The organism is Rhodococcoides fascians NBRC 12155 = LMG 3623 (assembly GCF_001894785.1).
GTDB classification, from domain to species: Bacteria; Actinomycetota; Actinomycetes; order Mycobacteriales; family Mycobacteriaceae; genus Rhodococcoides; species Rhodococcoides fascians.
On the sequence record NZ_BCWW01000003.1, the window covers coordinates 442,283 to 466,728 of the forward strand.

The 24,446-nt window shown below is 65.0% G+C and carries 22 protein-coding genes and 1 tRNA gene; 11 read left to right on the forward strand and 12 right to left on the reverse strand.

The features are described from left to right. The first annotated feature begins 8 nt into the window (after positions 1-8). Genes cydB through cydC form a run of 3 tightly spaced genes read left to right on the forward strand, consistent with a single transcriptional unit; the run spans position 9 to position 4,400 of the window. Positions 9-1,046 (forward strand): cytochrome d ubiquinol oxidase subunit II, encoded by a 1,038-nt coding sequence (gene cydB / locus RFA01S_RS09830; RefSeq protein ID WP_032407654.1) that lies wholly within the window; start codon positions 9-11, stop codon positions 1,044-1,046. Continuing rightward, entirely contained in the window at positions 1,043-2,743 is a 1,701-nt protein-coding gene (cydD, locus tag RFA01S_RS09835) for a thiol reductant ABC exporter subunit CydD (protein WP_032407653.1), read from the forward strand. The genes cydB and cydD overlap by 4 nt, the downstream gene beginning before the upstream one ends. Then, positions 2,736-4,400: a thiol reductant ABC exporter subunit CydC gene (gene cydC, locus RFA01S_RS09840; protein ID WP_032407652.1), complete on the forward strand. Its 1,665-nt coding sequence runs from the start codon at positions 2,736-2,738 to the stop codon at positions 4,398-4,400. Before cydD ends, cydC begins: the two co-directional genes overlap by 8 nt. 193 nt (positions 4,401-4,593) lie before the next feature. Here cydC and RFA01S_RS09845 read toward each other — a convergent pair whose 3' ends face one another. Further along, positions 4,594-5,259, reverse strand: coding sequence for a heme-binding beta-barrel domain-containing protein (locus RFA01S_RS09845; RefSeq protein WP_027495859.1), 666 nt, complete (start codon positions 5,257-5,259; stop codon positions 4,594-4,596). 376 nt (positions 5,260-5,635) lie between these two features. Between RFA01S_RS09845 and RFA01S_RS09850 the strand changes: the two genes are divergently transcribed. Continuing rightward, positions 5,636-7,180: a cutinase family protein gene (locus tag RFA01S_RS09850; RefSeq protein WP_032407651.1), complete on the forward strand. Its 1,545-nt coding sequence runs from the start codon at positions 5,636-5,638 to the stop codon at positions 7,178-7,180. A 67-nt stretch (positions 7,181-7,247) separates the two neighbouring features. On the opposite strand, the gene RFA01S_RS09855 is transcribed toward RFA01S_RS09850, so the two are convergent. The 5 genes from RFA01S_RS09855 to RFA01S_RS09875 form a co-directional block, all read right to left on the reverse strand. Then, positions 7,248-7,553 (reverse strand): DUF1416 domain-containing protein, encoded by a 306-nt coding sequence (locus RFA01S_RS09855; protein WP_008719402.1) that lies wholly within the window; start codon positions 7,551-7,553, stop codon positions 7,248-7,250. 1 nt (position 7,554) lies between these two features. Continuing rightward, positions 7,555-8,391: a sulfurtransferase gene (locus tag RFA01S_RS09860; protein ID WP_027495862.1), complete on the reverse strand. Its 837-nt coding sequence runs from the start codon at positions 8,389-8,391 to the stop codon at positions 7,555-7,557. 42 nt (positions 8,392-8,433) lie between these two features. After that, on the reverse strand, positions 8,434-8,910 hold the full coding sequence (locus RFA01S_RS09865) for a DUF4395 domain-containing protein (RefSeq protein ID WP_027495863.1): 477 nt from the start codon (positions 8,908-8,910) through the stop codon (positions 8,434-8,436). Positions 8,911-9,164: 254 nt separating this feature from the next. Then, entirely contained in the window at positions 9,165-9,578 is a 414-nt protein-coding gene (locus tag RFA01S_RS09870) for a thioredoxin family protein (RefSeq protein ID WP_032388884.1), read from the reverse strand. Beyond that, positions 9,575-10,354: an LmeA family phospholipid-binding protein gene (locus RFA01S_RS09875; protein ID WP_027495865.1), complete on the reverse strand. Its 780-nt coding sequence runs from the start codon at positions 10,352-10,354 to the stop codon at positions 9,575-9,577. The genes RFA01S_RS09870 and RFA01S_RS09875 overlap by 4 nt, the downstream gene beginning before the upstream one ends. Before the next feature lie 130 nt (positions 10,355-10,484). Here RFA01S_RS09875 and RFA01S_RS09880 point away from each other — a divergent pair, with 130 nt between their 5' ends. The 6 genes from RFA01S_RS09880 (at position 10,485) to pstB (ending at position 16,332) form a co-directional block, all read left to right on the forward strand. Next, on the forward strand, positions 10,485-11,243 hold the full coding sequence (locus RFA01S_RS09880) for a winged helix-turn-helix transcriptional regulator (protein ID WP_027495866.1): 759 nt from the start codon (positions 10,485-10,487) through the stop codon (positions 11,241-11,243). Next, on the forward strand, positions 11,244-12,182 hold the full coding sequence (gene mshD, locus RFA01S_RS09885; protein WP_032407650.1) for a mycothiol synthase: 939 nt from the start codon (positions 11,244-11,246) through the stop codon (positions 12,180-12,182). A gap of 199 nt (positions 12,183-12,381) precedes the next feature. Beyond that, on the forward strand, positions 12,382-13,482 hold the full coding sequence (gene pstS / locus RFA01S_RS09890) for a phosphate ABC transporter substrate-binding protein PstS (RefSeq protein ID WP_032407649.1): 1,101 nt from the start codon (positions 12,382-12,384) through the stop codon (positions 13,480-13,482). A gap of 87 nt (positions 13,483-13,569) precedes the next feature. Next, complete coding sequence (gene pstC / locus RFA01S_RS09895; protein ID WP_027495869.1) at positions 13,570-14,607, forward strand: phosphate ABC transporter permease subunit PstC; 1,038 nt, start codon at positions 13,570-13,572, stop codon at positions 14,605-14,607. Between the two features lie 3 nt (positions 14,608-14,610). Further along, positions 14,611-15,519 (forward strand): phosphate ABC transporter permease PstA, encoded by a 909-nt coding sequence (gene pstA / locus RFA01S_RS09900; RefSeq protein WP_027495870.1) that lies wholly within the window; start codon positions 14,611-14,613, stop codon positions 15,517-15,519. Positions 15,520-15,555: 36 nt separating this feature from the next. Then, a complete protein-coding gene (pstB, locus tag RFA01S_RS09905; protein ID WP_027495871.1) occupies positions 15,556-16,332 on the forward strand; it encodes a phosphate ABC transporter ATP-binding protein PstB in 777 nt (258 codons plus the stop codon). 128 nt (positions 16,333-16,460) lie between these two features. Here pstB and phoU read toward each other — a convergent pair whose 3' ends face one another. From phoU to RFA01S_RS09935, 6 genes are all read right to left on the reverse strand, one after another. Continuing rightward, positions 16,461-17,135: a phosphate signaling complex protein PhoU gene (gene phoU, locus RFA01S_RS09910; RefSeq protein WP_027495872.1), complete on the reverse strand. Its 675-nt coding sequence runs from the start codon at positions 17,133-17,135 to the stop codon at positions 16,461-16,463. A 66-nt stretch (positions 17,136-17,201) separates the two neighbouring features. Beyond that, positions 17,202-19,178 (reverse strand): LCP family protein, encoded by a 1,977-nt coding sequence (locus RFA01S_RS09915; protein WP_032407648.1) that lies wholly within the window; start codon positions 19,176-19,178, stop codon positions 17,202-17,204. 119 nt (positions 19,179-19,297) lie between these two features. Next, positions 19,298-20,437: a tRNA dihydrouridine synthase DusB gene (gene dusB, locus RFA01S_RS09920; RefSeq protein ID WP_027495874.1), complete on the reverse strand. Its 1,140-nt coding sequence runs from the start codon at positions 20,435-20,437 to the stop codon at positions 19,298-19,300. A gap of 94 nt (positions 20,438-20,531) precedes the next feature. Continuing rightward, positions 20,532-21,488: an acyl-ACP desaturase gene (locus RFA01S_RS09925; protein ID WP_032381649.1), complete on the reverse strand. Its 957-nt coding sequence runs from the start codon at positions 21,486-21,488 to the stop codon at positions 20,532-20,534. Positions 21,489-21,723: 235 nt separating this feature from the next. Continuing rightward, positions 21,724-21,799 (reverse strand) — tRNA-Lys (locus RFA01S_RS09930). A gap of 68 nt (positions 21,800-21,867) precedes the next feature. Then, complete coding sequence (locus tag RFA01S_RS09935) at positions 21,868-23,091, reverse strand: lipase family protein (protein WP_032407646.1); 1,224 nt, start codon at positions 23,089-23,091, stop codon at positions 21,868-21,870. 622 nt (positions 23,092-23,713) lie between these two features. Between RFA01S_RS09935 and RFA01S_RS09940 the strand changes: the two genes are divergently transcribed. Then, complete coding sequence (locus RFA01S_RS09940) at positions 23,714-24,382, forward strand: TetR family transcriptional regulator (protein WP_027495877.1); 669 nt, start codon at positions 23,714-23,716, stop codon at positions 24,380-24,382. The last annotated feature ends 64 nt before the right edge of the window (positions 24,383-24,446 follow it).

Consider the following 24,446-nt stretch of genomic DNA (forward strand, 5'->3'; position numbering starts at 1 on the left):
GGATAGCAATGTCACTGCCCGAATTCTGGTTTTTCATCATCGCATTCTTCTTCGTCGGCTACTTCGTGCTCGAAGGCTTCGACTTCGGCGTCGGCATGCTCATGCCCATTCTGGGTAGGCACCACGACCTCGTGACGGGGGAGAAGCGTCGTCGCGCAGTTCTCAACACCATCGGCCCGGTCTGGGACGGCAACGAAGTCTGGCTCATCACTGCAGGCGGTGCCCTGTTCGCGGCGTTTCCCGAGTGGTACGCCACGTTGTTCTCGGGCTTCTACCTGCCGTTGCTGTTGATCCTCGTGGCGCTCATCCTGCGCATCTGCGCCATCGAATGGCGCGGCAAGATCGACGACCCGGTGTGGCGTCGACGCTGCGACATCGGCATCGGCATCGGCTCGTGGGTTCCGGCTGTGCTGTGGGGCGTCGCGTTCGCCAACATCGTCCGCGGAGTCGCGATCGACGAGAACAAGAAGGTCACCGCAGGGTTCTTCGACCTCCTCAACCCGTACGCACTGCTCGGCGGAGTAACGATGGCCGTGGTGTTCGCACTGCACGGTGCCGTGTTCATCGCGCTCAAGACCTCCGGTGACGTCCACGAGGACTCGGTGAAAATGGCAGCGTGGCTGTCGGTTCCGGCAGTGCTCGTCGGTGGTGCCTTCGCGCTGTGGACCCAACTCGCGTACGGGAAAACCTGGACGTGGGTACTGGTCGCGGTGGCAGCAGTGGCCCTGCTGCTCGTCGTCGCGCTGACGGCGAAAGTACGTGAAGGCTGGGCCTTCGTCTTCACCTGCATTGCCATCGTCGCCGTCGTCGTGCTGCTGTTCGCGTCCCTTTTCCCCAACGTGATGCCGTCCAGCACCGACGCCGCCTTCGATCTCACCATCGCCAACGCGTCGTCCAGCCCGTACACGTTGACGGTGATGACGTGGGCTGCGGCCTTCGCTGCGCCCGTCGTCCTCGGCTACCAGGCGTGGACGTACTGGGTTTTCCGGCAACGTATTTCGAGCGCCCAGATCCCCGACTCGATCGGGCTGTCGGTGAAGTCGTGACCGCACCCACCACCGCGCGGACACGGCCGAAGGGACCGGTCGATCCGCGACTGTGGAAGTACTCGCGCTCCGCCCGTGGCTACGTGCTCGTCACGGTCGCGCTGTCGACCGTGGTCACCCTGTGCATCATCGTGAGTGCACTGGCGATCGGACGCGTGCTGGCCGGCGTCATCACCGACCCGTCGGCCAGATCGTTGTCCGCATGGACGACGGAACTGGTCGTTCTGGCCGGTGCAACAGTGGTTCGGGTGCTCGCGACCGGAGCCCAGTCTCGTTACGCACACCGGTCGGCGTCGCGGGTCGTCGCCGAGCTGGAGATCGAAGTACTCACGACAGCAACGCGTTTCGAGCCTCGCGAGCTCGACGCCGAGCGCGAGGAACTGGCCGTCGTCGTGACCCGCGCCATCGGCGGACTACGGGCGTACCTCACCGGCTATCTGCCGGCGCTGGTGCTGGCCGTCATCGTCACCCCGTTGGTCCTGATCGTCATCCTCACACAGGATCTGACGTCGGCCGCCATCATCGCCGTGACCCTGCCGCTCATCCCCGTCTTCATGATCTTGATCGGCTTGCTGACCAAGGGCCGGGCGGCCGCCACGCTCACCACGATGACCAGGTTGTCTGCGCAACTGCTCGATCTGTTGGCAGGCTTGCCGACTCTGCGCGCGCTCGGGCGCGAGCACGGACCGGCCGCTCGTGTTCGTGCATTGGGCGACGCCCATCGTCGAACGACCATGCGCGCACTGAAGATTGCGTTCCTGTCGTCGATGGTGCTCGAGTTGCTCGCGACGCTGTGTGTAGCGCTGGTTGCCGTCGGCATCGGGCTGCGGCTGGTGTTCGGCGAGATGACACTCGAAGCCGGCATCATCGCGCTCGTCCTCGCGCCCGAGGTGTACTTTCCACTGCGCGCGGTCGGCACCCAGTTTCATGCGGCCGAGGACGGCGTCGAGGCAGCCGATCGTGCATTCCGGGTGTTGGACCGGCGAACAGCGCGGCCGACCGGTGGCCGCACCGTCGACACGACAGCCGTCGACATCGAGCTGGACGGGCTCGGCGTTGCGAGTCGGGACGGAGCGGCACCAGCGGAGCTGAGTGCGCTGTGCCGGGCAGGCACCGTCACGGTCCTGACCGGACCGAACGGCGCAGGTAAAACGACTGCGCTGCACGCGATCCTGGGCCTGGCTCCGCCGTCGACCGGCGCGGTGAGCGTCGGGGGAGTGCCGATCGCCGAACTCGATCTCGAACAGTGGTGGGCGCAGGTGGCCTGGCTCCCGCAGCGGCCGGTGTTGGTGCCGGGCACGCTCTACGACAACGTGACCCTGCACGGAATCCCCGACTCGGCTGCACTGGAACTCGCCTGCCGCTCAGCCGGATTCGACGAGGTGCTTCGAGAACACCCCGAGGGCTGGGACACCCGCGTCGGGCAGGGTGGGGTGGGGCTGTCGCTCGGCGAGCTACAGCGCCTCGCACTGACGCGTACCTTCGTGTCCGATGCTCCGGTGATGCTGTTGGACGAGCCGACGGCACACCTGGATGCGCTGAGTGAAGGGACTGTGCTGCAGGCGGTTCGAGATGCCGCCGACCGCGGCGTCACCGTGGTGATGGTCGGTCATCGGCGTTCGGTGCTGCACGCCGCCGACCGCATCGTCGAGGTGCGCAGCGACTCGACCACGAAGCGGGAGTTCGAGCATGTCTGATCTGCGACGAGCGCTGGCGCTGTTGGAGCTGTCTCCGCGCAGAGTCGTACTGGCCGTGTTGGCCGGAGTGGCGACGCTGGGCAGTGCACTCGCCCTGGCGGCACTGTCGGCGTGGTTGATCACCCGGGCGTGGCAGATGCCACCGGTCCTGGACCTGTCGGTTGCCGTCGTAGCCGTTCGGGCACTGGGTATCTCGCGCGGGGTGTTTCGGTATCTCGAACGCTTGACCACCCATGATGTGGCGCTGCGCGGAACGACGGCGGCCCGCACGAGGATCTACGAGAGACTGGCGAACGGGAACGGCGCGGTCGCACTGCGACGGGGTGACGTTCTGGCGCGCACCGGTGCGGACGTGGACGTTCTCGGTGACGTCGTCATCCGGGCCGTCGTTCCCATCTGTGTGAGCGTGCTGATGATGCTCGCGGCCGTGGGCCTGCTCGCGGGAATCGCACCTGCCGCCGCATCGATTCTGGCGGTGGCATTGCTGATCGCCGGCGTGGGTGCACCGATACTCGCGGCCCGGTCGGCGAGGATCGCCGAGGAAGCCGGTGCCGAAGCCGACGTGCGCTTCGCCGAGACAGCGGTCCGCGCACTCGACCATGCGGCGGAACTGCGAGTCGCACGTCGTCTGGACGCGACACTCGCCGAAGCCGAGGTCGCAGCACACGACTCGGTGGTTGCGCGAGATCGCGCGGCGCGTCCGTCGGCACTCGCCGATGCCGCACAGCCCTTGGCGATCGGAGCGTCGGTGATCGGGTCGTTGCTGATCGGCATCGGGCTGTACGGCCCGGACGGAGGCACCGCGGGCGGCATGACGCCGATGGCGCTCGCGATCATCGTGTTGGTTCCACTAGCCGCGTTCGAGGCGACCGCAGCGCTGCCCGCAGCGGCAATCGCACTGATGCGCGGCCGAATCGCGGCCACCCGAATCATGACCATGCTCGATGCGGCTCCCCATGTGAGTGGCAGCCTGAACGGGTCGTTCCGCGGGCTCCACTCCTGCCTGGACGGGTCGTTCCGCGGGCTCCACTCCTGCCCGACCCCTGCTACGAACTTTCGCGCACATGCGCGGAGCGCAATCATCGGGCCCAGCGGATCGGGAAAGACGACGATGCTTCGGGCACTCGCCGTCGAATTCGGCTCGGATGCAGCGCTGTTCGCCGAAGACGCGCACCTGTTCGACACCTCGATTCTGGAGAACCTGCGAGTGGTGCGGGGCGACGTGGACGAAGACCAGGCAACGCAGGCATTGCGACGAGTGGGTCTCGGACCGTGGCTCGACGCGTTGCCCCAGGGCGTTCACACGACACTGATCGGTGGGGCGCAGGCGGTCTCGGGTGGCGAGCGTCGTCGACTCCTTCTCGCACGCGCCCTGCTGAGCACCGCGCCCGTCGTGCTGTTGGACGAGCCGACCGAACATCTCGACAGAATCTCCGGCGAACGGATTCTGCGCGAGCTGCTCACCACCGACGACGGGCTGTTCGGTGCCGAGCGAACGGTGGTCGTCGTCACTCACCAATTGCCCGAGAACACCGACGCCGACCAGGTGATCGACCTCGGAGACCGGACTGCGAAAAAACCCTTTGCCGACTTCCGATCGCGGGCGTACGTTGGGAGTACACGAGAGAGGAGGTGGTCTGAAGTTGATGAACTCTAGGACGCGTGAGGTGGCTGTCAGCTAGCCGCAATCGCTGACGGATTCACTGCGAAGACCGCGCGAGCGGCAGGCGAATCCCAGGCAGCTACCCGGCCCCCGAGCCCCCGACCTGTCCGGTCGGGACCTGACAACAGGTATGGCTCGGGGGCCGTTCGCATGCGAACGGCCCCCGAGATCCGAAAAAGATTCTGCGTCAGCCGATGTAGCGGGTGAGGCGGGCCGACAGACGCGGTGCGAGCGGGCCGTCGGCGACGACACGTTCCTCGACGTACGCCAGATCCCCGCCCTCGACGATTCCGTACAGGCGGCGAGCTCCGCCCACCAGTGCACCCGAGGTGCTGCGGATGACGACGTCGGTGGCAAGTTCCCAGGACGACTGGGTCAGGGCGTGACCGTAATACAGTTCGACGACGCCGGTGCTGTGCGTCAGCAGCAGCTCGACGACTTCTTCGTCCTTGGACCCCTTGACTCCGTCGCCGCCGCTGATGCGCCAGAACCCGGTCTCCCGAAGGTCGGGGTGCGCGTAATTACCGTCGGAATCGAGTCTCCAGGAGCGCGATTCCCAGCTGAGGTAGCTGCCGCCGTCATGGGAGACGACGATCTGCTGACCGAAGGGATAGTCGGTGTCCGTTTCGGGATCGTGCCCCTCGCCCTGACCGCGCCACACGCCGACGAGTGGCAGCAGCGCCAGCATCGACGGGTGCAGATCGGGGCCGAGCCGCAGGTTTGCGGTGTCGTCTGGATGGGGGATGTCGGGTAGCACCGGGATGTTGCGCGCCGACGCCTCGGCGAACTTCTGCTCGGCAGCCGAAATGGCTTGGTCACCGCTGGTGATAGGGGTGCCCAGTCCGTCGTCGATGCTGTCGGGGTTGCCCGCGCCCGGTTCCGTCACGACTCGTCGTTGACCAGTCGGTAGACGACATAGAGCGAGAACGCGATGATGGCTACTGCCGCAAGCGCCAGCAATACCTCGAAGAAGATGACCACGGAACCGAGTTTAACCCGCGGCGAGACCGGTCGATGACAACGGTCCGTTTCCGCGATGTGGCATTGGTGACACACCACCATTTTTGCGGCCCGCAGTGCCCTGGATCACTCGTAGTGATGGCGAAATCGACTCGAGCAGGTACCTTCTTCCCGGGGGCGTCGGGCTCTCGACTTCGAGAGCGCCGACGAATTCACTTTGTGTGTCGAAAAGGCTGTTGTCTTGTAAGGCTGGGGAGGTCTCTGCAGAAATGCTGCGTCGTAAGCGTGTTCTGACATCGTCGTTCGGTTCCGTATTGGTTCGATCGGCGGTTGTCACAGTGGCGTTGGCCCTTGCAGCTCCCGCTGCTGCGCTGGCCGCGCCCGACTCGGGATCGTCCGATTCGGGTTCGGCAGAGTCGGGTTCGGCCGACTTCGGTTCGTCTCAGGGCCCGAATATCGATCCGAACAACTACGCGCAGGACTGCCCGGACGTACTGCTGTTGGCGGTGTCCGGAGCCACCGACTCGGACTCCGATCGCAATCCGCTCAACGAAGAAGCGCAGACGATCGCGTCGAACTGGGTCGGCAACGTCACCGTTCCGGTCGGTGAGGCGAACGCGGACAGCCCCGGCACCGTCGGCTGGCTCTACGTCCCGTATTCCTCCACCTACGGCTTCGACGTACTCGACAACGTGCCGACCTACCAGGAGTCGATCGCCGACGGCATCGCGTCGACCAATCGGTTGATGGACGAGTACAAGACCAAGTGCGGTGAGAAGACCAAGTTCGCGCTGCTCGGGTACAGCGTCGGCGGCGAAATTCTCGATCGCGTGACGATGGAACTCGGCCACCGTGACCCCAACGCTCTCGTCACGTCCGACGACGTCGTCGGTGTCGTCATGGTGGGGTCGCCCTACCGCCCGGCCGGCGTGCCGAACTTCGGTGACGAGGTGGGCCAGTCGCTCGGCGGCTTCATGGACCAGGCGCCGCGGGACTACGGGTCGATGACGGACAAGGTCACCTGGTCGTGTCGGCCCTACGATCTCGCCTGCGACTCGCCGGACAAGATCGAACTGCTGCAGCTGGCGCTCGGTGTACTCGGTCAGATGCGGTTGACGCTGCTCAACCCGGTGCAGACCGTCTCCGACTTCGGTCGGACGGTTGCCTCCATTGCCACCCGCGCGATCATCGATATCGCCACGAACAAGTCGTGGCTCGAGTCGGACGAGACGCTCCTGCAGGTTCTCGTCAAAGTCTCCGACCGGCAGTATCAGGTGGACGACGCGAAGGCTGCAGCAGCGCTGTCGCCCGATCAACTACTTGCCGATCTCAACTGGGCCCTCGGTCCGGGTGCCGAAACGGTGAAGGCGAAGTTGCGTGCCGAGGGCGAGGGCCTGGTGGAGAACAACAAGGGCATCGTCGACGTCGTCCTCGGCCCCTACTTGGCGATCGGCTTTCTGCAGCACCTGTCCTACTGGTACAACGACCCCAACGACGGGGTCGAGTGGGAAAGCGAAAAGATGGTCGCGTGGGTGACCGATCTCGCCCGAACCGAACGCGAGAAGAAGAACGCGCCTCCCGCGGTCGACCCGGCCACTCCTGTTACCCAGGCACCCGAGACCCAGGCACCCCAGACCCAAGCACCCGAGACGCCCGCGCCCGCCCAGGAATCCCGGGTGCTGCCGGAGCCGGGGACGCAGACTCGCGTCAGCGACCTCGGTGCCTTCCTCGAATCCCAGGGCATCCCGGTACCTCCCGGCATGCTCCCGCCGCAGTACTCCACGGTCCCCGAGCCGGCGCGAGCGGTCGGCTAGAGCAACGAAAAGAACCCCGCACCTGGTTGCCAGGTGCGGGGTTCTTCTATGTGTTCGGTTCGGTGACTCAGACTCCGACGGTGACGTCGGCCGAGTGCACGCCCGCGCCCTCGGGCGTGATGACGGTGTCGCCGTTGCCCGATGCGGACAACGCCCGCAGCGTCCACTGTCCGGGGGCAGCGAAGAAACGGAAATCGCCGGTTCCCGACGCGACGACCTCGGCGGTGAATTCGCCGGTGCCGTCGAGGAGACGGACGAATGCGCCCGCTACCGGCTCGCCGTCGCCGGCGAGGACACGGCCGGTGATGACCGTTTCCTTCTCGACGTCGACGCCTGCGGGGATGGTCTGACCCTGCACGGGTGCTCCACACATATCAGTGAACCTCCAATTCGATGGGTGCTCCGACGAGGGAGCCGTATTCGACCCAGCTGCCGTCGTAGTTCTTGACGTCTTCCTTGCCGAGGAGCTCCTTGAGCACGAACCAGGTGTGGCTCGAGCGCTCACCGATGCGGCAGTAGGCGATGGTGGCCTTGCTGTCGTCGTAGCCCTTGGTCTTGTACAGCTCTTCGAGTGCCTCGTCGGACTTGAACGTGCCGTCCTCGTTGGCGGTGGTGCTCCACGGGATGTTGATCGCGGACGGGACGTGGCCACGCTGCTGAGCCTGCTCCTGCGGGAGGTGTGCCGGCGCGAGGATCTTGCCGGAGAACTCGTCGGGGGAGCGCACGTCGATCAGGTTCTTGTTGCCGATGGCGTCGATGACCTCGTCGCGGAACGCGCGGATCGACAGATCCGGTGCCTCGGCGCGGTACTGGGTGTTCTCCCGGCTGACGACGTCCTTCGACAGCGGGCGGCCGTCGAGCTCCCACTTCTTGCGGCCGCCGTCGATCAGCTTGACGTCCTTGTGGCCGTACAGCTTGAAGTACCAGTAGGCGTAGGCGGCGAACCAGTTGTTGTTTCCGCCGTAGAGCACAACAGTGTCGTCGTTGCTGATGCCCTTGGCCGAGAGCAAGCCGGAGAACTGCTCCTGATCGAGGAAGTCGCGGCGAACCGGGTCCTGCAGGTCCTTGCGCCAGTCGAGCTTGACCGCACCTTCGATGTGTCCGCCGTCGTAGGCGCTGGCGTCTTCGTCGACCTCGACGAAGACGATCTTCGGTGCGTTCAGGTTCTGCTCGGCCCAGTCGGCAGAGACCAGGACGTCGGAGCGAGCCATGGTGTTCCTTTCGGTCTTTCTTGTCGGATCAGGGGGTAATTGTCACGCTGCGGTACGCGAGTTGCCGCGCAATCGAGCTGCGAGGGGGTAGATCATGCAGCCCAGGCACACTGCGAACGCTGCGTTGAGAAACGCCGCGAAGAGCGCGAAGCCTGTCGCTACGGTGCCGACGACGGGAGCGCCGAGAGCGAATCCGAGGACTCCGACGGCGGCGAACACGAAGCCCACCAGTTGGGCGAACTTCAACGGGGCCACCGGCTCACGTTCTGTGGTCGGTGAGCGCCGCGGCGCGACGAATGTCGCGTAGATCGTGCCGTACGGACTGTGCTTGGGTCCGCGGACGGCTCCGATTCCGAACACGATCGCCTGGAGCCCCAGCAGGATTGCCGCTGCGGGAACCGAGACCGTGCTCGCGAGGAGGACGACGACCAGAACTGCGGTGGTGATCCACGCGGCGAAGCGCGGACCACGGACGTCGACCTGGTCGATCGTGGTGGTGTGGGTGTCGGATGTCGACATCGAGAGGTACTCCTGTGCGAGGCCGGGGCACGGCTTGTCGCCGGTGCTCGGATGTGGATTTCGATCATCGGGCCGGCATCACGCATGGGCGTGGCGGCAGACGGAAATCAGCAGCAGCGACAGCAACAACCGCCCAGTCGGCACAGATCAACCGTGCGTCGACTGGTGAGCATGAGCTCGCGGCGGGAGAACACGAAGTGCATCCTACCCGTTACCAGGGGCGCGTCGTACCGCCCACCTGAGTAGCTCTTGCCTTACAGCGCGTCGAGAGCCTCGCGCAGGGCTGCGGCCGACGGCACGCCGGCAATTCTCGAACGCCGACGCAGTTCTCCGTCGAGGACGAAGGTCGTCGGCAGCGAGAGCACTCCGAGTTCACGGGCGAGAACAGGATGAGCATCGATGTCGAGTTCGACTTCGCGTGCGTCGGTGCGGTCGGCAAGAACCTGATGCACCACACGACGCACGGCAGCGCACGGACCACACCAGTCCGCCGAGAAGTGCAAAATCGTCGGAGTTCCCGAGGTGACGCCCGCATCGACGAGCAGCGGAAGAAGGTCGTCGGAATCGGTGGACGCGATGGTGCGTACGGCACCGGAACGACGACGCAGAATCAGTCCGACAGCAACGGCAAGGACCGCCACGACAACCAGAACTGTGATCCCTGTCACGGCTTTTCGATCTCGTTGAGGTCGATGTTCACGTTCTCTCCCGACCCTTCGACGACGATCTGTGAACCCTCCGCGTAGACGTCCGTCGGCAGCAGCCCGAACGGCAGGCTCTGGCGTTCGATGGTCTTGGTGAACAGGCCGAGAACTGTGGGCTTGGCGAAATCGGGAATCGTGAAGTCGGCCTGCCCCTCCGGTCCGAAGTAGAAGTCCGATGCCACGATGGCGACACTGTCACCTTCGAGCAGAAGGTCGGCCTGCACGCTGACGGTGGTCTGCAGCGGTCCCACCGGAACCGTTCCCGTCAGTACGACGCCACCGGCGGTGGTCTTGCCCGACCCGCCGGAGCCGCCCGTGCCGTCGGACTTGTCGGCCGGAGGTGCGGAAACCTGCAGGTCGACGATGCCGAGGAACCGTCCGAGATCGGTTGCCTCGATGCGGACGCGGCCGTCGAGCTCGTCCACCGGGATGTCGCGGACGTTGTTGTCGATCAGGTCGGACAGGGCGATGTGGACGCCGCGCAGATTGGCTTCGATGGTCGTCGAGCCGACGTATTCGGTCGGGACGTCCTGGGCCCGGATCTCGATGTTCTGATAGCGGCCGTCGGCGGCCTGGGTGAGGAACGGAAAACCGTGCACGATCACCTGGGGGTCCGAGGTGAGTTCGCCGCCGTCGCGGATGGCGCGCGAGACGCGATATTCGGAGTAGGCCGCGGCCCCGAAATCGACGACGAGCGCGAGGGCCAACAGGCTGACGAGTCCGATGAGAAGTGTGCGCACCGGTCCATTGTGACCGAAGCATCGCGTACTGCCCGCTTCGACCGGTTGTACGGACAAGCTAGTCTGTGTCCTTGACGATCACTCGATTCCAGCGTCGGCTGGACCGGCCAGCGGTAAGAACGGAGACGCAGTGGAGCTCCTGTTACTGACCTCCGATCCCAATCCGGAGGGCGTACTCCCGTCTCTTGCGTTGCTGGCTCACCACATCCGGCCGGTACCGACCGAGGTGTCTTCTCTCCTCGAAGCAGGTTCTGCCGACATCGCGCTGGTGGATGCACGTACCGATCTGGCTGCTGCTCGCGGTCTGTGTCGGCTGCTCGGTAGTACCGGCTCGGCCATCCCCGTGGTCGCGGTCCTGACCGAAGGCGGCCTGGTCGCAGTCAATTCCGACTGGGGGCTCGACGACATCCTGCTGCCCGGCACGGGTCCCGCGGAACTGGACGCTCGGCTACGTCTGTTGGTCGGGCGGAGCGGCGGGGTTGCGAGTCCTGAGACGTCGGGCAAGATCACGCTCGGTGAGTTGGTCATCGACGAGGGCACGTACACCGCCCGGTTGCGCGGTCGCCCACTCGATCTGACCTACAAGGAATTCGAGCTGCTGAAGTACCTGGCTCAACATGCGGGCCGCGTCTTCACCCGCGCCCAGTTGCTGCAGGAAGTATGGGGCTACGACTTCTTCGGTGGCACTCGCACCGTCGACGTCCATGTTCGACGCCTCCGCGCCAAGCTCGGCACCGAGTACGAGTCGCTGATCGGAACGGTGCGGAACGTGGGCTACAAGGCTGTGCGTCCGTCGCGTAACTCCAAGGGCGGTACGGCTCCGGACGCCATGGCCGGCGATTCCGACGATGCGGATTTCGAGTTCGAGCAAGAGAGTACGCTCTCGTAGATGAATTCGGATACTGCGTTCGACGTCCACCCCCTCGACGGCGACGCACCGTCCTCGCGCGTCAGCGACGAGATTCACCGGATCCTTTCGCGTGCAACCGAAGTCGACGGTACTGCGCCGCTCTCGGAGCAGGCCGTCAAGGCCGTCGACGCGGGTGAGGGCGTCGTTCGATTCGTTGCCACCGACGGAGATCGAGTCGTCGGGTACGTCGGCGCCGCCGACGGTATGGCCGAGGCAGTGGTCGATCCGGAGTATCGCGGTCGCGGCATAGGTCGGCGATTGGTCAGCAGCGCACTCGATCTCGGCTCCGGCACGCGGATCTGGGCGCACGGAAACCTGCCCGCAGCACAGTCGGTCGCGCGGGCGCTCGGGCTGACGGTGGCCCGGGAACTGCTGCAGATGCGACGGGCCGCGGCGGAGCCCGAACTGCCCGATGTGGTTGTACCACAAGGTGTTTCGCTGCGAACCTATCGCGGGCACCAGGACGATGCCGAATTGTTGAGGGTGAACAACGCGGCATTCTCCTGGCATCCCGAGCAGGGCGGCTGGACCGACCGCGACATCGCGTCGCGGCGAGACGAGCCGTGGTTCGATCCCGCGGGTCTTTTCCTGGCCTTCGAGGAAGGCAGCGACCACCTGCTCGGATTCCACTGGACGAAAGTTCACGCGGCCGAGGATCGGGTCGTTCCGCAGGCTCCACTCCCTGGGGGCAACGACCCGGCCATCGGTGAGGTGTACGTGGTCGGTATCGATCCGCAGTCGCAGGGTCGCGGTCTCGGACGGGTACTGACCTTGGCCGGGCTGCATTATCTGCGCGGTCGCGAACTGGACCAGATCATGCTGTACGTCGAGGCCGACAACACCGCGGCGGTGCACACGTACACCAAGCTCGGGTTCGCGAATTACCACGTCGACGCCGCGTACGCGCGGACCGCGTAATCGGACATTTCCAGCACGGTGTTCATCTTCCGTTTACCCACGCGGGGGTAAACGTCTACCACCTGCCTTTACCTTTCTCTCTGGGCGGCAACCTACGCTGCCTGGTGCGAGGGTTCTTCTGAGCCGGCACCTTCACAGTCGCAGCGCGAACCTCGAGTTCGCGCCGCGATCACGGCCCAAGATTCCTCGGAGGAAACAGGTGAACCTCAAGCGCAACGGTGCTCTCATGAGTGCAGTGGCAGTCAGTGCCATGTTGCTGGCCGCATGCGGTAGCGACGCGAACGTCGCCACCACGGACGGTGCATCGCAGTCCTCGGCTTCGTGCGAAGGCAAGTCCCCGTTGACCGGTGAAGGCTCGTCCGCACAGCAGAACGCCATGTCCAACTTCACCTCGATCTACTCCGGCGTCTGCGCGGGCAAGGCCGTCGAGTACACCACCAGTGGTTCGGGTAACGGCCGCACGCAGTTCGTCGCGGGCCTCGTCGACTTCGCCGGCTCCGACTCGTCCATCAAGGACGACCAGGCCGCACAGGCCGCCGTGCGCTGCGCCAACAACCCGGCGTGGAACCTGCCGTTGGTCTTCGGCCCGGTCGCAGTGGCCTACAACGTCGACGGTGTCGACAACCTGGTGCTGAACCCCGACGTCATCGCGCAGATCTTCACCGGCAAGATCACCACCTGGAACGACCCGGCCATCGCCGCACTCAACGAGGGCGCAACGCTCCCGTCGACCGCGATCACCCCGGTCTACCGCTCCGACTCGTCGGGCACCAGCGACAACTTCCAGCGCTTCCTCGCCGCATCCGCTCCCGAGGCATGGACGCTGAACCACAGCTCCGATTGGGCCGGCGGCGTCGGCGAAGGTGCCAACGGATCCTCGGGCGTCGCCCAGGCCGTGGCCGCCACCCCCGGTGCCATCACCTACGTCGAGAAGGGCTTCGCCGACCAGGAGTCGCTGGGCAAGGCCGCTGTCGACTTCGGTAACGGACCGGTCGAGCTGAGCAGCGAGACCGCAGGCAAGGCAATCGACGCCGCGAAGTTCAAGGGCGAGGGCAACGACCTCGTCATCGACATCGACGGCCTCTACGCCAGCGACGCAACGGACACCTACCCGCTGGTCCTCGCGACCTACGAGATCGTCTGCTCGAAGGGCTACGACGCCGACACCACGGCAGCAGTCAAGTCCTTCCTGCTCAGTGCAGCCAACGAGGGCCAGCAGGGCCTCGAAGAAGCCGGTTACGTGCCGCTGCCCGACGCATTCAAGGAACGCCTGGTCACCGCCATCGAAGCGATCGCCTGATCCTCGATAAACCCGGTTTCGCCTTCGGCTCGCGGTGACGCGGGCCGAAGGCGGACCACCCTGCATCGACACGAGACAGTGAGCGGTATGAGCGACACCCACTCGATCACCGGCATCCCCTCAGCGGCTACCGTGCCTACCACAGGTGCCGCCCACGAACCGGAAGAACCACAATTGTCAGACTCGAAAACATCGGGGACGGTCACCCGTCCCGGTGACAGGATCTTCTCCGGCCTGGCCAAGGGCTCGGGCATTTTCATCATCGCCCTGATCGCTGCGGTCGGCATCTTCCTGCTCTGGCGAGCGATTCCCTCACTGTCCAACAACACGGTCAACTTCCTGACCTACAACGGCGCGTGGGACACCTCGAACACCTCGGCAATGGTGTTCGGTGTACTCGACCTGTTTCTGGTCACCGTCACCGTGTCGTTGTTCGCTCTGATCCTGGCGATGCCCGTCGCGCTCGGTATCGCGATCTACCTGACGAACTACGCACCCAAGCGTGTTGCCGGACCGCTCGGCTACGTCATCGACCTCCTCGCCGCCGTCCCGTCGATCGTCTTCGGCCTCTGGGGCCTGTACGTCCTGGCCCCGGCGATCAGCCCGTTCGCCGAATGGCTGAACTCGTCGCTGAGCTGGTTCCCGCTGTTCAGCACCGGCTCGGTATCGATCGCAGGCGGCGGCACCATCTTCACCGGCGGCATCGTGCTCGCCGTGATGATCCTGCCGATCATTGCCGCCGTGACCCGAGAGGTGTTCGTCCAGACGCCCAAGGGCCAGGTCGAGGCGGCTCTCGCGCTCGGAGCCACTCGCTGGGAAGTTGTTCGCACCACGGTCATTCCGTTCGGCAAGTCCGGCTTCGTCAGCGGTTCGATGCTCGGCCTCGGGCGCGCACTCGGTGAGACCATCGCGCTCTACATCATCATTCGCAGCACCCAGGCGACCTTCGGCGGAACGTTGTTCGACGGCGGTTCCACCTTCGCGACCAAGATCGCGCTGGCAGCAGGCGAGTTCAACAACCCGCTGCAGGCCGGTGCCTACATCGCCGCCGGTCTGGTGCTGTTCGTCCTGACCTTCGTCGTCAACGCCGGTGCCCGCGCCGCCATCGCCGGAAAGAAGGACTGACCCATGACCGCAACCATGGACAAGCCCGTCAAGGAGCCCACGTTCCAGGGCGTCAGCGCCCGGCGCAAGGCGTCGAACCTCGCGGCGACGATTCTCGTCAGCCTGTCGGTGCTCGTCGCCCTCGTACCACTGATCTGGGTGCTCTACACGGTGATCTCACGTGGACTGTCCGCTGTGGTCGCACCGGCCTGGTGGCAGAACTCGCAGGCCGGAATCACCCAGTTCATCGCCGGCGGTGGTGCGTACCACGCGATCGTGGGAACCCTCCTGCAAGGACTGTTCTGCGCCGTCATCTCCATCCCGATCGGCATCTTCGTCGCCATCTACCTCGTCGAGTACGGCGCAGGGACCAAACTGGCCAAGGTCACGACGTTCATGGTCGACATCCTCACCGGTGTTCCGTCGATCGTCGCGGCCCTGTTCATCTACGCGCTGTGGATCGCCACCTTCGGGTTCCAGCGCTCCGGTGTCGCCGTTGCCTTCGCCCTCGTGCTGCTGATGATTCCGGTCATCGTGCGGTCGGCCGAGGAGATGCTGCGCATCGTTCCGCAGGATCTGCGCGAGGCGTCCTACGCACTGGGCGTGCCGAAGTGGAAGACCATCGCCAAGATCGTCATCCCCACCGCGCTTTCCGGCATCGTCACCGGCATCATGCTGGCGCTGGCCCGAGTCATGGGTGAGACGGCTCCGGTGCTGATCCTGGTCGGCTCGGCCACCGCTATCAACTTCAATATTTTCGAGGGGCCGCAGACGTCACTGCCGCTCATGATGGTCGACCTGCAGAAAGCAGGAACCGGCGTGCTCACCGCGGAGCGCATGTGGGGAGCAGCCCTGACGCTGATCCTGATCGTCGCAATACTCAACATCGGCGCGAAGTTGGTCTCGAAGTTCTTCTCGCCCAAGAACTTCTGACCCACCCGACTCCAGAGAATCCTAAGGAATCAGAACATGGCAAAGCGTCTCGATCTCAAGGACGTCAACATCTACTACGGCAAGTTCCATGCCGTCTCCGACGTCACTCTGGCAGTCCCGCCGCGCAGCGTCACCGCGTTCATCGGACCGTCCGGCTGCGGTAAGTCGACCGTCCTGCGTTCGCTCAACCGTATGCACGAGGTCACGCCCGGCGCTCGCGTCGAAGGTTCGGTGCTGCTCGACGGCGAGGACATCTACGGCAGTGGCGTCGACCCCGTCGGTGTGCGACGCACCATCGGCATGGTCTTCCAGCGACCCAACCCGTTCCCGACCATGTCCATCAAGGACAACGTCGTCGCCGGGCTGAAGCTGCAGGGTGGCCGCGGCAAGAAGGAACTCGACGAGATCGCCGAGCGCTCGCTCAAGGGTGCCAACCTGTGGACCGAGGTCAAGGATCGCCTCGACAAGCCGGGCGGCGGACTCTCCGGTGGTCAGCAGCAGCGTCTGTGCATCGCCCGCGCCATCGCCGTCTCTCCCGACGTGTTGCTGATGGACGAGCCGTGCTCGGCCCTGGACCCCATCTCGACACTGGCGATCGAGGACCTGATTCAGGAACTCAAGCAGGACTTCACGATCGTCATCGTCACGCACAACATGCAGCAGGCCGCGCGCGTGAGCGATCAGACCGGCTTCTTCAACCTCGAGGCAACGGGCAAGCCCGGCAAGCTGATCGAGATCGACGACACCGAGAAGATCTTCTCCAATCCGACGCAGAAGGCCACCGAGGACTACATCTCCGGTCGCTTCGGATAACCGCACACCGCACAGAGAACCCCCGCCGAGCGAAAGCTCGACGGGGGTTCTTCTTTGTGCGCCTGCCCTGGGTTCGAGATCGAGTAGCGTTGTCGCGCAGCGCTACTCGACCTCGAGCGAAGTGGGTGCTACGAGCTGGGAATGTTCTGCTGGTGGAGGTCGGCGGGAAGCTGGCCGGTGACGAGGAAGATGACTCGGCGGCCGACCTCGACGGCGTGATCGGCGAAGCGTTCGTAGAAGCGGCCCAGCAGGGTCACGTCCACTGCGGCGGCGACGCCGTGGCTCCACTCACGGTCCATCAGCACCGTGAAGAGGTGACGGTGCAGGTCGTCCATCGCCTCGTCCTCTTCCTGCAGCTTCGCAGCACGCTCGGGATCGCGGGTCTCGAGCACCTCGCGGGCCGAGGCACCGATCTGCACGGCGAGGCGTCCCATCTCGGCAAAGTATCCGTTGACAACCTCGGGGAGGGCGTGGTTCGGGTGCCTGCGACGGGTGATCTTGGCGACGTGGAGTGCGAGTGCGCCCATCCGGTCGATATCGGCGACGATCTGGATGCCGGCCACCACCGAACGGAGATCGCCCGCGACCGGAGCCTGCAGCGCAAGAAGTGTGAATGCCTTCTCCTCGCAGATCGCGCTGAGCTCGGTGATCTTGTCGTGCTCGGAAATGACCTGCTCGGCGAGAACCAGGTCTGCTTGGAGGAGAGACTGCGTGGCCTTTTCCATGGCCGCACCAGCCAGGCTCGCCATTTCTCCGAGGAGATCGGCGAGCTCGTTCATCTGTTCGTTGTAGGCGACGCGCATGAGCGCAGTTTAGTAGGTCACACCGACCAGTTCTCTGTCCCGAGGGTTAACGGGGAATGAATGGAGTCAGGCGCACGTGTCGTCGGCCGCGTTGGTGAACGACAGATCCTCGGGCAACTGTGCACTTTCGGTCGTTCCCTCCACCTGGGTGGGGTCGATCTGCGCACCGACGTCGGCCGGGTACTGGGTGTAGCCCGGGTAGTTGGAACCGAGGACCACCTCCACGACGTTGTTCAGGCTCGGAGCCAGTTCGATCGCAGCGCCGGGTATCGCCGACGCCACCGTCGCCGCAGCGGCTTCCTGATCCTGGGAGTACCGCACGACCGTCTGAGCGGCGGAGCCGGAGAAGTTGCCGACCGTGAGGATCTGGAACCCGTACGTCGCCAGCTGATCGGATGCGGTCTGCGCCATTCCCGCGATGTCCGATGCGTTCGACACCTGCAGCGACACGGTGCCAGGATCGACGGCCAGCAGCGGGGCGTCGGGGGCGGCGGGCGGCGGGGTCGGTTCCGGCGTCACCGGTTCCGCCCGTTCTTCGCCGGGCAGGGGCAGGTCGTCGATGATCGCCTGGAAGATGGCACCGATCGCGTCCTCGTTGGGGATCTCGTTGCCGTAGTCGTTCGTCCCGGTGGTGGGAATGGTCAGGAAGGTCACCGCGCCGGCGTCGACGTTCTGCAACGAACGGCCGAGCGTCACCAGGTCCTGGGTCTTGACGTTCTCGACGAAGGTGTCGGAGGTGAACGCGTTGACGAATCCGTTCAGCTTGCCCGGGTCGAGAAGAACCTTGTTCGACAACGCCGATCGCAACAGTGACGACAGGAAGCGCTGCTGGCGCTTGATGCGGCCGTAGTCGCCGTTGCCCTCCGATTCGATGTTGCGTGCCCGGACGTAGTTCAGTGCGGTGCGGCCGTCGATGCGTTGGGTACCGGCGTTGGGGAGTACGTCTCCGAGTTCGTAGTCGACGAGAGGCTGCGCGGTACACACCTCGACACCGCCGACCTCGTCGACCATGGACTCGAACCCGGCGAAGTCCATGCCGACGAAGTGTCCGATCCGCAGTCCTGAGATCTTCTGAATGGTCTTGACCAGGCATTTCGGGCCGCCGAGGGCGTAGGTGGCGTTCAGCTTGTCGCCGTACGCCTCCGGGAACATCTCACCGGTGTAGGTATTGGTGACGTTGTCGAACTGCTCGCACTCGGGGCGGGTCACGTCCAGGTCGCGCGGGAACGACACGGCGACGACGCGGCTGCGGTCGGCCGGAATGTTGACGAGCATGACGGTGTCCGAGCGAGATCCCTCGGCATCGGCAACGGTTCCTGCGCCTACCTGCCCACTGGCACCGGCGCGCGTATCGGTGCCGACGATCAGGTAGGTCTCGTCTCCGTACTGGCCTGCGGCGTCGACGACGTCGGTCGAATCGGGGTCGAGCGCGGCGACTTGGAGGAATCCCTGATCGGTGTTGCGTAGATAGCCCCACACCACTCCGGTGAGTGCCACGGCGAGGATGGCGACGATCGAGACCAGACTTCGGCCGATCATGCGTATTCGTCGTCGTCGCCGTACCCGGCTCATCGCCAGACGCGTCAGCGCCGGCCGGTCGGCGGCGGGTGCTCCGACGGGTTCGGGGGCAGCGTGCGGCGGCGGGGTGGGCATCGGACGGTTCGCCCGAGCCGGCGGGGGAGTGGAGTCGGTGATCGGTGAGATGACCTCGGTGGGCTCTTCGACGTCCGGCCGTTCGGGGGGATCACGTCGGGTCGCTCCCGAACGAGACATCTTGTCGACCAGCTCGGCGACCGACACCGTGTCGGCATTGCGGGGGGAGCGTTTACCGAGTCGGCCGCTGTCACCCGGCTTCGGCGGAGAATCGGAGTCGGGTGCGTCGGGTTCCGAACCAGCGGGGTCGGGTGCGGCGGGGTCGTCGGACCGAGGGGGACGTTGTCCGGAACGTCCGCCTGCGCCGGTTCGTCCGATTGAGGACAGCGGGCGCTCCCATGGGGCGCGACCCTCGGGCACAGACGGGCCCGACTCTCGATCGTCTCCCACGAATTCGAACCTGGCCTTCCATCACACGCATGTGCCGTCTACTCGGCAATCCAAGCCATAGTACTGACTCGAGCGGCGCGGTCCACTTCGTGCGAGACGGGCCCTGGTGAGCGGGTCGATCAGCCGCCGGAATGCATCAGATCTGCACCGGCGGGGACACACAGGTCCTCCGGATCGTCGAGCCATCCGTCGGGCAGCGACACTGCACCGGGCGAGCCCTGCCGGCCGCGGGGACCCTCGGCGTCCTTGGGAAACGGAACGGTCGGATCCAGTTGCGCCAGAAGGTCGTCCAGTTCGGCGAGGGTCGACACCAATGCCATCGACACCCGAAGATCCGAGCCGGCGGGAAAGCCGCGCAGGTACCAGGACACGTGCTTACGCAACTCGCGCAGGCCTTTGCCCTCACCGTGGTGCTGCGCGAGCAACTCGGCATGGCGCGCGATGATCGTGGCCACCTCACCCAGGGTCGGCGGCGTCGGCTCCGGCCGCCCGTTCAGGCGGGCACTGAGCTCGGCGAACAACCACGGACGACCGAGGCAGCCACGCCCGACGACGACGCCGTCGCATCCGGTTTCCGCCATCATGCGGACGGCGTCGGACGCCGAGAAGATATCGCCGTTGCCCAGGACGGGAATCCCGGTGACGTGCTCCTTGAGTCGAGCGATCTCGTTCCAGTCGGCGGTGCCGGAGTAACGCTGGGAGGCGGTGCGGGCGTGCAACGCCACGGCCGCTGCACCCTCGTCGGCGGCGATCCGGCCGGCATCGAGATGGGTGTGATGGTTCTCGTCGATTCCGACACGGAACTTGACCGTGACTGGGATGTCTGTGCCCTCGGTGGCCTTGACCGCGGCAGCGACGATGCGGCCGAACAGGTTTCGCTTGTACGGCAATGCGGCTCCGCCGCCCTTGCGGGTGACTTTCGGGACCGGGCAGCCGAAGTTCATGTCGATGTGATCGGCCAGGTTGTCGTCGACGATCATTTTCGCCGCGGCGTACGTGGTGTCGGGATCGACCGTGTAGAGCTGCAAGGACCGGGGAGTTTCGGTGGGCCCGAACGTCGTCATGTGCATCGTGGCGGGTTGCCGTTCGACGAGAGCACGTGCGGTGACCATCTCGCAGACGTACAGACCGGACGTGCTGCCCGCGCGCTCGAGTTCCTGCTCGCGGCACAACGTGCGGAACGCCACATTGGTGACGCCTGCCATCGGTGCGAGGACGACGGGGCTGCGCAACTCCAGGGAGCCGATCTGCAATGTCATGGAAAACAAGCCTTTGGAACGAAGGGAGAACTTTCAGGAGAAAAGGCGGTGCCCGGCACCGAAGTCGGTACCGGGCACACCAGTCGATCGAAACTCAGGACGCGCGTGCTTCAGCCTTGGCGCGTTCGCGGGCCAGCGAGCGATCTCGCATCTCCTCGAACTTGGTGGCCTGACGTTCGAGGTCTTCGAGGAACGCGGCGAGTTCCTCGCGCTTGTTCTCACCGCGTGCGGTGAAGTCGTTGCGCTCGAAGACGCTCCACTTGCGCAGGACGGGCCAGACGACGTCTTCGAGGTGCTGACGCAGGTCGTAGATGCCGTGCTTGGCCATCAACACACCGTTGCGGCGGAAGTTCGGCATGCCTGCACCGGGCATGACGAAGTTCGTCACGATGTCGGAGACCGCGTCGAGGGTCTGGTCGGGAGCGATGTCCATCGCTGCGCCGGTGATGTTGCGGTAGAAGATCATGTGCAGGTTCTCGTCGGCGGCGATGCGCTGGAGCATGCGGTCGGCGATCGGGTCGTCACAGACCTTGCCGGTGTTGCGGTGCGAGACTCGGGTCGCGAGTTCCTGGAACGTCACGTACGCCACCGAGTGGAGCAATCCGGTCTGCGAACCTGCGGGCGAGGCGAAGCCGTTGGTCATGTGGATCATGCGGGCTTCTTCGAGGGCGACGGGATCGACGCCTCGGGTGACGACGAGGTAGTCGCGCATGACGATGCCGTGGCGGTTCTCTTCGGCGGTCCAGCGGCCGACCCAGGTTCCCCAGGCACCGTCCTGGGAGAAGTTCTCGGCGATCTCACGGTGGTAGGACGGCAGATTGTCCTCGGTGAGCAGGTTGGTGATCATCGCGGCCTGCGCGACGTCGGAGAGCTTGGACTGCTCCGGGTCGTAGTCCTTGCCGCCGAGGGCGGCGAAGTTACGGCCTTCGTCCCACGGCACGTAGTCGTGGGGATGCCATTCGCGCGCCATCGAAATGTGACGGTTCACGTTGTCCTCGGCAGTGGGCACCAGCTCTTGCAGAAGCTCGAGCTGTGTCAGATCCCTCGCCATTAGATCGCCTCCATAGATTGCGTACGACCGGTCCAGCTTACGGCACCGTAGGTTCGGTGTGAACCGTGTCGCGGCTGTTCACTTGCTGTTCGAGCAGTCGTGACGACCGACATCGGCCGATGTGGGGATCTTCGCGACTGCTGCAGTTCTCCCTGCACGTCGCTGCGGACGGGCCGATCGTTACCCCGAGTGTACGGACCGGGTGCCGCCGAATGCAGTTCGGCGGAAGGGTGTGTGGTGCCCCCAGTAGGACTCGAACCTACGACCTGCGGATTAAAAGTCCGTAGCTCTACCAACTGAGCTATAGGGGCGCGGATCGAAAGTGTAATGGGCAGTGCAGCCGTGTCGGTCATGCACCCCCGGCACCGCGTTTCGGGGGTCAGCGCCCGAAACTGCTGCAGCCTTGCGGCGCGGGGATACCGGCCAGGCGGTCGTCGATCCAGGAGTACGCACCGGGAATGCCGCTGATCGCGACGACGAGGTGTTCACCGAAGTACTCCTCGAGGCGTACGTCGGCACCGTGTGCGCACCACTCGTCGTACAGCGTTTCCGCACCTTCCCGGGGAATCCAGAATTCCTGACGGCCCTGGTAGATCATCGTGGGCACGGTGGGGGCGAGATCACCGCCCATCCGGGTCGCGGCGATGATGCGTTCGGCGATCTCGGTCCGGTCGACGTTCGGCACGTCCGAGAGGGCCTGGGCCGGTATCGGTGCCACCAGTCCGCCGGGAGCGAGCAGTGTGATGCAGAGATCTTTGGCCACGGTGGCCAGGCGCAGTCCGTTGGCGTTCATCAGGGAGAACATCTCGGGATACTCGCGGGCAACCCCGAGCGCTGCGGACAGGAACAGCGTCGACGCGACGTTGCCGTTCATCGACGTCAGCAGAATCCGGTAGTCGGTCGGTGGACCGCCGAAGGCCGCGCCCACCAGATTGACCTCCGGCGCGTACGACGGGGCGAGTTGAGCGGCCCATCCGGTGGCGATCGCCCCGCCCGAATAGCCTGTAACGGCAATCGGGGAGGACGCGGGCAACCCTAGTTCGGGGAGGCGCACCATCGCGCGCAACGCGTCGAGCACCGCATGGCCGGCCATGCGCCCGGCCGCGTACGCCTGCCGCGGACCCTCGTGATCGGTGACGACCACTGCATAATTCTTGGCGAGGAACGCCTGCACCGCTGGAATCTCGCGGGCAATACCTCGGGGCAGGGTCCACGACGGTGCACAGGTGTTGCCCAGTGAGTTGATGGCCATGTTGTACGCGACGACGGGACGCGTGCCGGGACCGGCCCAGGGCGCGTCGGGCACGATGACGGTCGTCGCCGCAGCGACGGGTCGGTCTTTGGAATCGTGTGTGCGGTAAAGGATCTGGGTCGAGGTGACCGGGGTGAACAGCGGCCCCACGCTCACGCGTCGGGTGCCGAGAACCGATCCGGGCGGGAGCTCCTCGAAACCTGCCGGCGGGTCGAAGAACGGCTCGCCGAGTGGGGTCGGCAGGTAGAGGGCGGGATCGGCGACGGGATCGAGGAAATTCGTCAGTGGGTCGGCGGCGGCGGTGTGCGCCGTCGACAACGTCAAGGCCGACGACACGAGTAGTACTGTCATCGAACGACATACGCGGATCGATAGATTCATGGTGTGCACCCGTCCCCGATCGGCCGAAGCAACATGTGTGATGCGCATCACGCTATGCCCGAGGTGGTGTACGCCTTTGGCTATTCCGAGAATGTGTCGAAACCGTTACCGTTTCGCCGCTGATATCGATAATGAGACAGTGCTTTTGGTGACCTTACGGAGCGGGTTTGCCGTATTCGATTGATCAGCAACAGTTTTCATGCGCTAAGGAGCGGTGCAAACGAAGGTGCCTCGAGAGATGCTCGTGCAGAATGTAATTCGATATTCAACTGCTTTCCGGCTCTGGGAGACCGGCGGCCATTCGGCGGAATGCGTACGCATGCTCGGTCTCGGCGTTGTGGCTCGAACGGCGGTGCCGACCTGGCCCGAGCGGACGTACGTGAGCGGCTCGAGTGCGCACCCCCTGCAGCGCACTCGAGCCGGGTGAACAATACCATTCGGCTTGTTTCAGTTACCCAACCGAATTTTCTGTCGGCTGCACGCGTCGTAGCGGACCGCAGGTGAGTCGAGTCGCGTGTCGTTCGGGTGAAGTACTCTCTACTTGTACTACCTGTGGATATGCAGGGCGCTTGGGCTCGGAGGCACGGAGTAAATGGCACAACAGGAGCGCGCACGGCGGACCCGGGCGGCAATCGTCGAGGCAGCGGCGGCGGAATTCGCCAAGCGCGGATATGCGGCTGCGTCCGTCAACACCATCTTGGAAGGATCGAACGCCACCAAGGGGGCGATGTACTTCCATTTCCAGTCCAAGGAAGACCTGGCCCGAGCGGTGCTCGCGGCCGGACTCGACCGTTATGTCGCAATCTCCGAGAAATGGGCGGATTCGACCGCGCATCCCTTTTACGTCATCAAGGGAATCGTCGACGACATCGCGCAGAACTTTCAGAACGACGTGATCGTGCGTGCAGAATTCCGGCTGATCGTCGAGCCCGAGTTCTACGCAGAGGTGCACTCCGGTGGTGGCCGGGTGTGGGGCGCTCAGGGGTACGCGCAGGCCGAGCGAGCGCTGGCGATGGGAGACCTCAAGCCGCAGTTCGACGCGGCCAAGTTCGTGCGGGTACTCGCTGCGTCGATGGCGGGTCAGCGTTACATGTCGGATCTGGTGGCCGACAACGCAGATCTACGCGAGCGGTTCGAGGAGTCCGTCGAGATCGTGCTCCTTGCCATGGCGTCGGATAGTTGGTTGGCCGAGTTCGAGCTCCACGGGTGGGAGCAGTTCGGCGAAAACGAGGCAAAAACTGCCTCTGACCTGCCGGTTTGAGATTTACCGCGAAAGTGTCCTAAGCTATCCCAGCTCCCAACGGAACGCCGTTGAGGGTAGCGTC

Bases quoted from the DNA above. Each gene is read 5' to 3' on its own strand.
- cydB (WP_032407654.1), top strand. From the start codon at position 9: ATGTCACTGCCCGAATTCTGGTTTTTCATCATCGCATTCTTCTTCGTC.
- cydC (WP_032407652.1), top strand. From the start codon at position 2,736: ATGTCTGATCTGCGACGAGCGCTGGCGCTGTTGGAGCTGTCTCCGCGC.
- RFA01S_RS09850 (WP_032407651.1), top strand. From the start codon at position 5,636: ATGCTGCGTCGTAAGCGTGTTCTGACATCGTCGTTCGGTTCCGTATTG.
- RFA01S_RS09855 (WP_008719402.1), bottom strand. From the start codon at position 7,553: ATGTGTGGAGCACCCGTGCAGGGTCAGACCATCCCCGCAGGCGTCGAC.
- RFA01S_RS09860 (WP_027495862.1), bottom strand. From the start codon at position 8,391: ATGGCTCGCTCCGACGTCCTGGTCTCTGCCGACTGGGCCGAGCAGAAC.
- RFA01S_RS09865 (WP_027495863.1), bottom strand. From the start codon at position 8,910: ATGTCGACATCCGACACCCACACCACCACGATCGACCAGGTCGACGTC.
- mshD (WP_032407650.1), top strand. From the start codon at position 11,244: ATGAATTCGGATACTGCGTTCGACGTCCACCCCCTCGACGGCGACGCA.
- pstC (WP_027495869.1), top strand. From the start codon at position 13,570: ATGAGCGACACCCACTCGATCACCGGCATCCCCTCAGCGGCTACCGTG.
- pstA (WP_027495870.1), top strand. From the start codon at position 14,611: ATGACCGCAACCATGGACAAGCCCGTCAAGGAGCCCACGTTCCAGGGC.
- pstB (WP_027495871.1), top strand. From the start codon at position 15,556: ATGGCAAAGCGTCTCGATCTCAAGGACGTCAACATCTACTACGGCAAG.
- phoU (WP_027495872.1), bottom strand. From the start codon at position 17,135: ATGCGCGTCGCCTACAACGAACAGATGAACGAGCTCGCCGATCTCCTC.
- dusB (WP_027495874.1), bottom strand. From the start codon at position 20,437: ATGACATTGCAGATCGGCTCCCTGGAGTTGCGCAGCCCCGTCGTCCTC.
- RFA01S_RS09925 (WP_032381649.1), bottom strand. From the start codon at position 21,488: ATGGCGAGGGATCTGACACAGCTCGAGCTTCTGCAAGAGCTGGTGCCC.
- RFA01S_RS09935 (WP_032407646.1), bottom strand. From the start codon at position 23,091: ATGACAGTACTACTCGTGTCGTCGGCCTTGACGTTGTCGACGGCGCAC.
- RFA01S_RS09940 (WP_027495877.1), top strand. From the start codon at position 23,714: ATGGCACAACAGGAGCGCGCACGGCGGACCCGGGCGGCAATCGTCGAG.